This is a genomic window from Roseomonas sp. CCTCC AB2023176, assembly GCF_042259275.1.
Lineage (GTDB): Bacteria > Pseudomonadota > Alphaproteobacteria > Acetobacterales > Acetobacteraceae > Roseomonas.
Window position 1 is genome coordinate 2,223,097 of the sequence record NZ_CP170086.1, and the last position, 11,972, is coordinate 2,235,068.

An 11,972-nucleotide genomic window follows, 5' to 3' on the forward strand; every position below is an offset into this window, starting at 1 on the left:
TCCTGCCGCAGATCGGCGACGAGGCAGCCCAGCGCATTCGTCAGGCCGGGGCGAGCGGGGACCAGAACCTCCGGGATGCCGAGTTCGCGGGCCAGCGCCACCGCGTGCAGCGGCCCGGCGCCGCCGAAGGCGAAGAGGACGAAGTCGCGGGGATCGTGCCCCCGCGAGAGCGAGACCATCCGGATGGCGCCGGACATGTGGACGTTGGCGAGGCGGATCGTGGCCTCGGCTGCTTCTCCACGCTCAGGCCGAGGGGGCGGCCGATGGTCTCGGCAAAGGCTTCGCGCACCCGCTCCACCGTGACGGCGTCGCGCACGGCCAGCAGCCGCGCCGGATCGAGGCGGCCAAGGACGAGGTTGGCATCGGTCACCGTCGGCCGTGTGCCGCCTCGGCCATAGCAGATTGGGCCGGGCTCGCTGCCCGCGCTCTCCGGCCCGACGCGCAGCATGCCCGCGGCGTCGAGCCACGCGACGGAGCCGCCGCCGGCGCCGACCGTCCGCACGTCCACCATCGGCAGGTGGATCGGCAGGCCGTAGGCGATGGAGAGTTCCGCCGAGACCTCCGGCACGCCGCCTGCGATGAGGGCGACATCGGTGGAGGTGCCGCCCATGTCGCAGGTGATGGCGTTGGACAGGCCGGTCTGGGACAGCGTGGCGGCCGCAGCCATGACGCCGGAAGCGGGGCCGCTCATCACCGTCTTCGCGGCGTCGCGGGCAACGAGGCTCGCGGGGACGGTGCCGCCGTTGCCGTTCATCACCAGCAGGTCGCGGCGATGCCCGCGCGCCGTCAGTTCGCCCTGCAGGCAGGCGACGTAGCGATCGAGGATCGGCTGCACCGCGGCGTTCACGCTGGCGGTCGTGCCGCGTTCGTATTCACGGAACTCCGACAGCAGTGCGTGGCCGAGGGTGACGTAGGCATTGGGCCAGAGGGCGCGGACGATGTCACCCGCGCGCCGTTCATGCGCCGGGTTGGCATAGGCGTGAAGGAAGTGGACCACCACGGCCTCGCAGCCGAGGGCGAGAAGGCGATGCGCAGCGTCCCCAACGGCGTCCTCGTCCAGCGGCGTCACGACCTGCCCGCGCGCGTCCATCCGTTCCGGCACTTCGAGGCGGAGTTCCCTGGGGATCAGCGGCTCGAAGGTTCCGAGGAGAGAATAGGCCCGGGGCCGCGTGCGGCGCCCCAGTTCCAGCACGTCGCGGAAGCCGCGGGTGGTGATGAGGCCGACGCGGGCGAGCTTGCGTTCGAGGACGGCGTTCGTCGTCGCCGTCGTGCCGTGGATGATGAGATCGAGCTCGGCGGGGGAGGAACCGGCGGCCTCGATGGCGGCCAGCACGCCGCCCGCCTGGTTCGCGGCGGTGGTCGGCACCTTTGCGAGGCGCACGGCGCCGTCCGCCTCCTGCAGCAGCAGGTCGGTGAAGGTGCCGCCCACGTCGATGCCGGCAACGCGCCTCATACGGACAGGTACGCGTCGCGCACGGCGTCGTCCGCGCGCAGCGCTTCCATCGTGCCTTCGTAGCGGACCACGCCCTTCTCGATCACCGCTGCGCGATCGGCGACGCTGCCGGCGAAGTGCAGGTTCTGTTCCGACAGCAGCACCGCGATCCCATCGGCCTTCATGCGCAGCACGGCGTCGGCCATCTGCTCGACGATCACGGGAGCCAAGCCCTCGCTCGGTTCGTCCAGCAGGACGGCGATGGGGTTGCCCATGAGGGTGCGCGCGATCGTCAGCATCTGCTGTTCCCCGCCTGACATGGCGGAGGCGCGGCGCCCCCGCATCTCCGCGAGGTTGGGAAAGATGCCGAAGAGGCGCTCCGGCGTCCATGCTTCGCGGCCGGCCCCGGGAGTCGGGGTTGGGGCGGGGCGGCGGCCGACCTCCAGGTTCTCGGCGACGGTGAGGTCGGTGAAGATGCGCCGGTCCTCCGGCACGTACCCCAGGCCAAGCCGGGCGATTCGGTAGGGCGCCATCCCCGCGATGTCCCGGCCGGCGAAGCGCAGGCGGCCGCCGCGCGGGGGCAGCAGGCCCATGACGGCCTTGAAGGTCGTGGACTTGCCCGCACCGTTCCGGCCCATCAGCGCCAGGACCTCGCCGGCGCGAAGGGTGAGGGAGACGCCGAAGAGGATCTCGGCCGGGCCATAGCCGGCGCGGAGGTCGGAGACGTCGAGGATGGGATCAGGCACGGGCACGGGCCGCGATCTCCGCCCCGTGCGCGCCGAGATAGACGCGCTTGACCTCTGGATCCGCGCGGACCTCGGCGGGCGTGCCGCGGGCGATGATCTCGCCGCGGACAAGGACGAGGATGCGATCGGCATGGGCGAAAACCGCGTCCATGTCGTGTTCGGTGAAGAGGACGCCGATCCCCTGCGAGCGTGCGATCGCGGCAGTGAGCGTCATCAGCGCCGAGCGTTCGCGCGGGGCCATGCCGGCAGTGGGTTCGTCCATCAGCAGCAGGCGCGGATCGGCGGCGAGGGCGATAGCGAGTTCGACGCGCTTCACGTCGCCGTAGGAGAGCTCGGACATCGGCCGCTCCGCCGCATCGGCCATGCCGACGCGGGACAATAGGGTGAGGGCGTCCTCGCGGTAGAGTTCGCCGGCGCGCGACCAGGGATCGCGCGTACGGCGGTGATGGCTGATGAGGGCCATGCCGACATTCTCGGCCACGGTCATGGAGAGGAAGGTTTGCGCAACCTGGAATGTGCGGCCGACGCCGAGGCGCCAGACCTCCCGCGGCGGTCGTCCCGTCACGTCCTGGCCGCCGAGGAGCACGCGGCCGGTGTCGGGTCGCAACTGGCCGCCGACCATGTTGAAGGTCGTGGACTTGCCCGCGCCGTTGGGGCCGATGATGGCCAGCATCTCACCAGGCGACAGAGTGAAAGACACGTCGCGCGCCGCCACGACACCGCCGAAGCGCTTGCCCAGGCCCTGGACGTCGAGCAGCAGGGTCACGGGGCCGTCGCGCGCTCGGCCGCCGGTTCCCGGACGGCGCGTCGGCGCGGCAGTCGCGCGCGGAGCTCGGCATAGGCGCCGCCCAGGCCGCGCGGCGCCAGCAGGACGACGGCGATGATCGCGGCGCCAAGGAAGAAGCGCCAGAAATCCGTCAGCGGCAGGAAGACGTCCTTCGCCCAGTGCAGCGCGGCCGCGCCGGCCAGCGGGCCCATGACGGTGCCGATCCCGCCGAGCAGGATCATCGAGAGAAGGTCCACCGAGAGCGGGATGGAGAGGAGCGTTGGGTCGATGGAGCCCTTGGTGAAGGCGTAGATGCCGCCCGCCAGCCCCGTCGCGGCGCCGGAGACGGTGAAGGCGAGCCAGCGGTGGTCGCGGACGCCGATCCCGATGGCATCGGCGCGCGCTTCGGAGTCGCGCGCGGCGCGGAGCGTGTAGCCGAAGGGGGCATAGACCGCGCGCCGCAGCAGGGCGATCGCGCCGACGCAGAGGACGGCGGTGAGATAGTAGTAGGTCGTCCTTGGTACCGCCCAGGCGGAGGGCCAGACGCCGACGATGCCGTTGTCACCGCCCGTGACCTCGACCCATTGGAAGCAGACGGCATAGGCGATCTGCGCGAAGGCGAGGGTGAGCATCGCGAGGTAGATGCCGGAGAGGCGCACGACGAACCAGCCGAAGGCGAAGGCGGCGAAGCCGGCCGTGAGCGGTGCCACGATCAGCGCCGGCTCCATCGGCATCCCGGCGCGGGTGACCAGCAGGCCTGCGCCGTAGGCGCCGAGGCCGAAATAGGCCGCGTGGCCGAACGAGACGATTCCGCCCGCGCCGACGAGGAGGTGCAGCGCGAAGGCGGCGAGGCCGAAGATCACGACCTCCGTCGCCACCTTGATGAGGTAGGCGTCGGCGAAGAGGGGCAGCGCCAGGATGACGACGGCCAGCGCGGCGAGAAGCGCCTTCTCCACTGCCCCGAAGCGGCGCAGGTCCAGGATGCCTTCCGGCAGCGCCGCGCGCCCGACCGTCTCGGGCCGACCAAACAGGCCCCAGGGTTTCACGACGAGGACCACTGCCATCAGCAGGAAGACGAGTACCAGCGTGATCTTCGGGAAGATCAGGACGCCGAAGGCCTGCAACTGCCCGATGATGACCGCCGCGATGAAGGCGCCGAAGACCGAGCCCATGCCGCCGACGACGGTGACGACGAAGGCCTCCGTAATAATCGTCAGGTCCATGCCGTTGGAGACGGAGACGCGGGGGATCTGCAAGGCGCCGCCGAGGCCCGCGAGGAAGCAGCCGAGGAAGAGAGTCGCGGTGAACAGCACGGCCTGGTTGACGCCCAGCGCCCCGACCATCTCCCGGTCCCGGGTCGCGGCGCGGATGAGGATTCCGAAGCGGGTACGGTGCATCAGCAGCCAGAGCAGCAGCAGCACCACGGGGCCGACGCCGATGAGGAAAAGCTCGTAGGCCGGAAGGCGCTGGCCCAGGATCTCGACACCGTGACGCAGCCCGGGCGCGCGGGGGCCGGGGACTTCGATCGGGCCCCAGACCCATCGCACGAGGTCCTGCACCATCAGCACGACGCCGAAGGTCGCCAGCAACTGGAAGAGTTCCGGTACACGGTAGATGCGGCGGAGCAGCAGGACTTCCATGAGCACGCCGAGCACGCCAACCACGACGGCGGAGATCAGGACACCCGCGAAGAACAAGGCGGGGGAGCGGTCGATCTCCAGCAGCCAGGGCACGACCGTCACGGCGACGTAGGCGCCGAGCATGTAGAAGGAGCCGTGCGCGAAATTCACGATCCGCGTCACGCCGAAGACGATCGTCAGCCCCGACGCGATGACGAAGAGCGACGAGGCGCTGGCCAGCCCCGAAAGGGACTGGGCCAGCAGGAAGGACAGGTCCACGCGTCAGGCGGAGCGGCGCGCGGCCCGCACCTCGGCTTCCGGGATCAGGTAGCGTGCGCCGTCCTGGTAGACGGCGTTGCGCATGGCGCCGTTGCGGCCACGCAGCGTCGTCTCGCCGACCCAGGTGCCGAGCGTGCCCTGGTGGTCCAGGCCGCGCATCGCGACCGGGCCGACGATGGTGTCGGTGGAGAGGTCGCTGAGGCCATCGATCAGCTTCTCGTTGTCCAGGTCGCCGACCTTGTTGAGGAGGTTGGCGATGATCTGCACCGTGACGTAGCCGAGGATCGAGCCCTTGCGCGGCGTCTCGTTGAAGCGGCGGGTATAGGCGTCCACGAAGTCCTTGTGCGGTCCGGCCGGGGCCTGTTCCGGCGGGTAGCCCGTGACGATCCAGCCCTCCGGCGTCTCGTCGCCGAGGGGGATGAGGTATTCGGGCTCGCCCGTCAGGAGGGAGACGACAAGTCGGCGCTCGAACAGGCCGCGCGTGTTGCCCTCCCGCACGAAGGCGGTGAGGTCGGGGCCGAAGAGGGAGTTGAAGATCGCGTCGGGGCGGGATTGCAGCAACGCGCCGACCGTCGCGCCGGCATCCACGCGGCCGAGCGCGGGGAACTGTTCCGTGACGATCTCCGCGCCGGGGATGGCCTCGGTGATCAGGCGCTTGAAGACGGCGGCGGCGGACTGGCCGTATTCGTAGTTCGGATTCACCAGCGCCCACCGCTTCTGCTGCCGGCCGCGGATCGCCTCCACCAGCATCTTCGTCTGCATGTAGGTGCCGGGGCGCACGCGGAAGGTGTAGCGGTTGCCCTGCGCCATCGTGAGCGCGTCCGTCAGCGGCTCCGTCGCAAGGAACAGGCGCTTGCGCTGGTTCGCGAGGTCAGCGACCGCCAGCCCGACGTTGGACAGGAAGGTACCCGCGAGGAACGCGACGTTCTCCCGCGTCAGCAGTTCCTCCGCGACGCGCACGGCATCGCCGGGGGTGGAGCCGTCGTCGCGGAAGACGAACTCCAGGCGCCGGCCGCCCATCACGCCCCCCGCCGCGTTGATCGCGTCCTGCGCCAGTTGCATCGCGTTGCGGTAGGGCACGGCGAAGGCGGCCATGCGGGCGTAGGAGTTGAGTTCGCCGATCCGGACCGGCGCGCCGGTCGCGCCTTGTGCCCGCAGCAGCCCCGGCGCCGCCATGGTGCCCGCGGCCCCCGCGATCACCGCGCGCCGTCCAACCGAAAGGATCGCCATCGTCTTGCCCCCGCGCCTGCGATCCGACCGGCGGATCGCCACGGGGTGACAGGTTACGGGCCGGCGATCCGACCGCGCAAGCGGCCCCGGGTCGCGCGCCGGGCGGCCAGCGCCAGGGTCGCGTAGGCCTTGCCCAGCAGCAGCCCTGCGGTCCAGGTCACCGTCCCGAAGGCAATCCAGCCGAAGGCAACGCTGTCCGCCAGCGCGCCGACGAGGCCAGAGACGAGGACGGCCAGGGCCGGCGAGCGTTCGCGCAGGGCGGCGTAGATCGCGAGGTCCGCCGTTTCCGACAGGACGAAGGACAGGCCCGAGGCGAAGGCCAGCGCCGGCGGCGTGAACGGGAGGGACGCGGCCGCCCCCGCCAGGATGGCCGCCCCGCTCCAGGCCGCGCCGAGGCGGTCGTGCACGATGTCCCGCAGCGCGAAGGACAGCCCGATCAGCAACACGCCCGACGGCGCCATCAGCCCGAAGCCGACGGGGATGAGGCAAGGCCCGTTGGGGATGCAGACCGTGCCCCAGTGCTGGATGAGCCAGTTGGCGGCGGGTGCGCAGCCGACCAGCGCGACCCAGGCTGCGATACCGGCGCGCCGCCCCGCGACCAGCCCCGCCATCAGACCGGCGTGACCTCCCAGATTTCCGCCGCGTATTCCCGGATCGTACGGTCGGAGGAGAACCAGGCGACCTTCGCCGTGTTCATCACGGCCGAGCGCCACCAGCGCGCGGGATCCTTCCAGCGCTCGGACGCCTCGCGCTGCTTGTGGGCGTAGGACTCGAAATCGGCGGTGATGAGGTAGCGGTCGTCGTTCAGCAGCCCCTCCATCAGGCCGCGGTAGCGTCCCGGCTCATCGGGGGAGAACACGCCGGAGGCGATGGCGTCCAGCGCGCCCTTCAGTTCGGGGCAGGCTTCCACCGCCGCGTGGGCGTCGTAGCCGTCGCGCTTGTGCGCGGCGACCTCGGCCGCCGTCAGGCCGAAGATGAAGATGTTGTCCTCGCCGACCCGCTCGCCGATCTCGATGTTCGCGCCGTCGAGCGTGCCGATGGTCAGCGCGCCGTTCAGCGCCATTTTCATGTTGCCGGTGCCGGAGGCCTCGAAACCGGCGGTCGAGATCTGCTCCGACAGGTCGGTCGCCGGAATCATCACCTCAGCGAGGGAGACGTTGTAGTTCGGGACGAAGGCGACCTTCAGCAGCCCCCGCACGGACGGGTCGTTGTTGACCACCGCGGCAACGTCGTTCGCGAGCCGTATGATGGCCTTGGCGGTGTGATAGGACGCGGCGGCCTTGCCCGCGAAGAGCTTGACCCGCGGCGTCCAGTGGCTGCCGGGGATCGCGCGCATCGCGTTGTAGAGCGCAACGGTCTGCACGATGTTCAGCAACTGGCGCTTGTATTCGTGGATGCGCTTGATCTGCACGTCGAACAGCGCATCGGGGTCGAGCGTGACGCCGAGGCGGGCGGAGACAAGATCCGCCATCCGGACCTTCGCGGCCCGGCGCACCGCGGCGAAGCGGTCCCGGAAGGCGGGGTCGCGCGCGAGGGGCAGGAGGTCCTGCAGCCGCTCCGGGTCGTCGAGCACGGCGGGACCGATGGAGTCCACCAGCAGGGAGGTCAGGCCGGGGTTGGCGCGGTGCAGCCAGCGGCGGAAGGTCACGCCGTTCGTCTTGTTCGTGATCCGGTCGGGCAGGACGGCATCCAGTTCCCGGAACACCGTGTCCTTCAGCAGGCGCGAATGCAGCGCCGACACGCCGTTGGTCTTGTGCGCACCGACGAAGGCCAGGTGCCCCATGCGGACGCGCCGCCCGTCATGCTCGTCGATGAGGGAGACGGAGGAGACCGTGCGATCATCCGCCCCCGACGCACGCGCAGCCTCGAGATGCGCTGCGTTCAGCAGGTAGATGATCTGCATGTGCCGCGGCAGCAGGCGTTCCATCAGCCCGACGGGCCAGGATTCCAGCGCCTCCGGCAGCAGGGTGTGGTTGGTGTAGGAGAAGGTAGCGCGCGTGACGCTCCACGCGGTCTCCCATTCCAGCCCATGCTCGTCCATCAGCAGGCGCATCATCTCGGCGATGCCGATGGCCGGATGGGTGTCGTTCAGCTGCACCGCTGCATGGTCTGGCAGGGTGCGCAGGTCGTCATAGCGGGCCATGTGCCGGCGCACGATGTCGCGCAGCGACGCCGCGGCGAAGAAGTATTCCTGGCGCAGGCGCAGCTCCTGCCCGGCCGGCGTGTCGTCGCCGGGATAGAGGACGCGGGAGATGGCCTCCGCCCGCATCCGCTCCTCCTGCGCGCCGAGGTGGTCGCCGCGGTTGAAGTCCTCGAGGTCCAGCGGCGCCGGGGCACGGGCGGACCAGAGGCGCAGCGTGTTCACGCGCTTCCCGCGCCAGCCAGGCACCGGCGTGTCGTAGGCGATGGCGCGCACGATCTCGGCCGGCGTCCAGACGGGGCGCGCGCCCCCTTCGGAAGAATGGGCCGGCCCGCTCCCGACGCGGACGGTGCCGCCGAAGCCGATCTCGTACGACAGGCCGGAGCGCTCGAACTCCCAGGGGTTGCCGAGGGTGAGCCAATCCTCCGGCACCTCGCGCTGCTCGCCGCCGGCGATGACCTGGCGGAACAGCCCGTGCTCGTAGCGGATGCCGTAGCCGAAGGCGGGGACGCCGACGGAGGACATGCTCTCCATGAAGCAGGCCGCCAAGCGCCCGAGGCCGCCATTGCCGAGGGCGGCGTCCGCCTCCTCCCCCATCACGGCGTCGAGGTCCACGCCGATGCCCGACAGCGCCGCGCGCGCCGTCTCCATCAGCCCGAGGTTGCCCAGCACGTCGGACATGACGCGGCCGATGAGGAATTCGAGCGAGAGATAGCAGACCACCTTCCGCCCGTGCTGCCGCACATCGTCGTAGCTGGCCTGCCAGCCATCCACGACGTGGTCGCGGGCGGCCAGGGCGGTGGCCATGAACCAGTCGCGGTTGCTCGCGCGCTCCCGCCTGCCGCCCACGTTGTAGGCAAGTTTCGCGAGGATGGCCTGCCGGAAGCTCTCGACCTCCCTCTCCGTAGGGGGACGGCCGAGGAGGCGGTCGGTGCGGGGCAGGTTGGTCATATGCGTCATGTCCGTCGGTCTTGTGTCGCGGGCGCGGCGCGGGATGTCCAGCACGATCTCACGTTTCGGTGAACACGGTGAGGCCTGAACGCGATATCGCAACGACCTCACGGTACAGCGCGGCGTAGCGGCGCGCCGAGGCCTCCCAGCCGACCTGCGCCGCCATCGCGTTGCCCTGGGTGCGCGCCCATGAGTCCCGGTCGTGCCAGAGCGCGGCCAGCCGGGCCAGTGCGCCCTCGAAGCCGGCGGGCGTGACCGGCGCGAAGACGATGCCCGTGGCGGCGCCGACGGCCAGCGCCGCCTCGTTCGCGTCGATCACCGTATCCGTCAGACCGCCGACGCGGGAGACGACGGGCAGCGCGCCGTAGCGAAGGGCGGCCATCTGCGTCAGCCCGCAGGGCTCGAACCGCGACGGGACCAGCAGGGCGTCGCAGCCGGCCTGGATCAGGTGCGCCAGCGCCTCGTCGTAGCCGATCCGGACGGCGACGCGGTCCGGATGCTCCGCCGCGGCCCGCTGCAGGCCGTCCTCCAGCCCCGCCTCGCCGGCGCCGAGGACCGCGAGGCGCATCCCCGCGGCGAGGATCGCCGGCAGCGCCGCGAGGATCAGGTCCGTCCCCTTCTGCGGCGTCAGGCGCGTCACCGCACCGAGGACGAGCGCGGCGGGATCATCGTCCAGCCCCATGCGGTGACGCAGGGCGGCCCGGCTCGCCTCCCGCGCCGTCATCCGCGCGGCATCGAACGGCTTGGGCAGGTGCGGGTCCCGCGTCGGATCCCAGACCGCCGTGTCCAGCCCGTTGAGGATGCCGCGAAGGTCCGTCCCCCGCGCCCGCAACAGCCCGTCCAGGCCGTAGCCCTCCTCCGGCGTCGTGATTTCCCGCGCGTAGGTGGGTGAGACCGTCGTCACGCGGTCGGCCAGGCGCAGCCCCGCCTTCAGGAAGCCGATGCCTCCGTAGAACTCCACGCCCTCGATGTCGAAGGCGTGCGCCGGAAGGCGCAACGCGCCGAGCAGGTCCGCCGGGAACCATCCCCCGAAGGCGAGGTTGTGGACGGTCAGGACCGTCCCCGGCCGCCTTCCGCCGCCATAGTGCAGGTAGGCCGGCATCAGGCCCGCCTGCCAGTCATGGGCGTGCACGACGTCCGGCGCCCAGCCCTCGACCGCGCCGCGCCCGACGGAGGCGGCCATCCACCCCAAGGCGGCGAAGCGCTGCGCGTTGTCCGGCCAGTCCCGCCGGTCCGGCCCCGCATAGGGCCCGCCGGGGCGCGCGTAGAGGTGCGGGGCGTCGAGCACGAACAGGTCCAGCCCGGCCGCGCGCACCGCGAGCAGCCGCGCAGGACCGCCGAACAGGTCGTCCTCCGCCTGCACCACCTCCGTGCCGTGCAGCGCGTCCACCACGCCGGGGTAGCCCGGCAGCAGCGTCCGGACCTCCACGCCCTCCGCGGCCAGCGCCGCAGGCAGCGCGCCGACGACGTCCGCCAGCCCGCCCGTCTTGACCAGCGGGTAGCATTCCGACGCGACGGAGAGGACGCGCATCAGTTCGCGAGCGCCTCGATCATCGGCTTGGTGATGAGGACGATGCCCTTCTCCGTCCGGCGGAAGCGGCGCGCATCCTCCTCAGGGTCCTCGCCGACGACGAGGCCCGGCGGGATGCGCACGTCGCTGTCCACGACGAAGTTCTTCAGCCGGCAGCCCCGCCCCAGATGCACGCCCGGCAGCACCACCCCGCCCTCGACCGTGCAGTAGGAATGCACCCGCACGTTGGTGAAGAGGATGGAGCGGCGGATGCAGGACCCCGAGACGATGCAGCCGCCCGACACCAGGCTGTCCATCGCCATCCCGCGCCGCCCGTCCTCGTCGAAGACGAACTTCGCGGGGGGCGTCACCTCCCCGTTTGTCCAGATCGGCCAGTCCCGGTCGTAGATGTCGAGGGAAGGCACGACGTCCGTCAGGTCGATGTTCGCCTGCCAGTAGGCATCCACCGTGCCGACGTCGCGCCAATAGGCCTCGGCCTCGTCGCCGGAGCGGACGCAGGATTCCTCGAAGCGATGCGCGACGGCGCCGCCGGCGGCGACGATGCGCGGGATCAGGTCCTTGCCGAAGTCGCGCGACGATCCGGGATCGGCCGCGTCCTGCCGCAGGGCCTCCGCCAGGAACCGCGTCTCGAAGACATAGATGCCCATGGAGGCGAGGGAGATGCCGGGCTTGCCGGGGATCGAGGGCGGATCCTTCGGCTTCTCGAGGAAGGAGATGATCCGGTCGGACGCATCCACGTGCATCACGCCGAAGCCGCGCGCCTCCTCGCTCGCGACCTCCAGGCAGCCGACCGTCACGTCCGCGCCGCTGTCCACGTGCTGGCGCAGCATCGTCTCGTAGTCCATCTTGTACACGTGGTCGCCGGCCAGGATCATCATGTAGCGCGGGCCGTAGGACTCGATGATGTCGAGGTTCTGGTACACGGCATCCGCAGTGCCAGCGTACCATTCCGTCTCGCTCACCCGTTGGCTCGCGGGCAGGATGTCGAAGGTCTCGTTCCGCTCGGCGCGGAAGAAGGACCATCCCCGCTGCATGTGGCGGATGAGGGAATGTGCCTTGTACTGCGTCGCCACTGCGATGCGCCGGATGCCCGAATTCAGCGCGTTCGAAAGCGCGAAGTCGATGATCCGCGATTTCGCCCCGAAGAACACCGCCGGCTTCGCGCGCCGGTCGGTCAGTTCCATCAGCCGCGAACCGCGCCCGCCCGCCAGCACATAGGCCATGGCGTGGCGCGCGAGCGGCCCCTCGGTCCCGGTGCGTCCGTACATCCGCCGCTTC

At 70.9% G+C, this 11,972-nt stretch carries 8 protein-coding genes and 1 pseudogene; all 9 read right to left on the minus strand.

Annotation, left to right across the window (positions count from 1 at the left end):
• Positions 1 to 59: 59 nt before the first annotated feature.
• A pseudogene (locus tag ACE7GA_RS11080) lies at positions 60 to 1,453 on the minus strand (hydantoinase/oxoprolinase family protein); the annotation flags it as partial.
• A complete protein-coding gene (locus ACE7GA_RS11085) occupies positions 1,450 to 2,178 on the minus strand; it encodes an ABC transporter ATP-binding protein (protein ID WP_376099355.1) in 729 nt (242 codons plus the stop codon). The gene ACE7GA_RS11085 and the pseudogene ACE7GA_RS11080, both read right to left, overlap by 4 nt.
• Complete coding sequence (locus ACE7GA_RS11090; protein WP_376099357.1) at positions 2,171 to 2,944, minus strand: ABC transporter ATP-binding protein; 774 nt, start codon at positions 2,942 to 2,944, stop codon at positions 2,171 to 2,173. The genes ACE7GA_RS11085 and ACE7GA_RS11090 overlap by 8 nt, the downstream gene beginning before the upstream one ends.
• The gene (locus ACE7GA_RS11095; protein ID WP_376099359.1) at positions 2,941 to 4,842 is read right to left on the minus strand and encodes an ABC transporter permease; all 1,902 of its coding nucleotides are present in this window, start codon (positions 4,840 to 4,842) and stop codon (positions 2,941 to 2,943) included. The genes ACE7GA_RS11090 and ACE7GA_RS11095 overlap by 4 nt, the downstream gene beginning before the upstream one ends.
• A gap of 3 nt (positions 4,843 to 4,845) precedes the next feature.
• A complete protein-coding gene (locus ACE7GA_RS11100) occupies positions 4,846 to 6,072 on the minus strand; it encodes an ABC transporter substrate-binding protein (RefSeq protein ID WP_376099361.1) in 1,227 nt (408 codons plus the stop codon).
• Between the two features lie 53 nt (positions 6,073 to 6,125).
• Positions 6,126 to 6,683: a VUT family protein gene (locus ACE7GA_RS11105; protein WP_376099363.1), complete on the minus strand. Its 558-nt coding sequence runs from the start codon at positions 6,681 to 6,683 to the stop codon at positions 6,126 to 6,128.
• Entirely contained in the window at positions 6,683 to 9,163 is a 2,481-nt protein-coding gene (locus tag ACE7GA_RS11110) for a glycogen/starch/alpha-glucan phosphorylase (RefSeq protein WP_376100221.1), read from the minus strand. Before ACE7GA_RS11110 ends, ACE7GA_RS11105 begins: the two co-directional genes overlap by 1 nt.
• 58 nt (positions 9,164 to 9,221) lie before the next feature.
• Positions 9,222 to 10,694, minus strand: coding sequence for a glycogen synthase GlgA (glgA, locus tag ACE7GA_RS11115; protein WP_376099365.1), 1,473 nt, complete (start codon positions 10,692 to 10,694; stop codon positions 9,222 to 9,224).
• On the minus strand, positions 10,694 to 11,962 hold the full coding sequence (gene glgC, locus ACE7GA_RS11120) for a glucose-1-phosphate adenylyltransferase (RefSeq protein ID WP_376099367.1): 1,269 nt from the start codon (positions 11,960 to 11,962) through the stop codon (positions 10,694 to 10,696). The genes glgA and glgC overlap by 1 nt, the downstream gene beginning before the upstream one ends.
• Positions 11,963 to 11,972 lie beyond the last annotated feature (10 nt).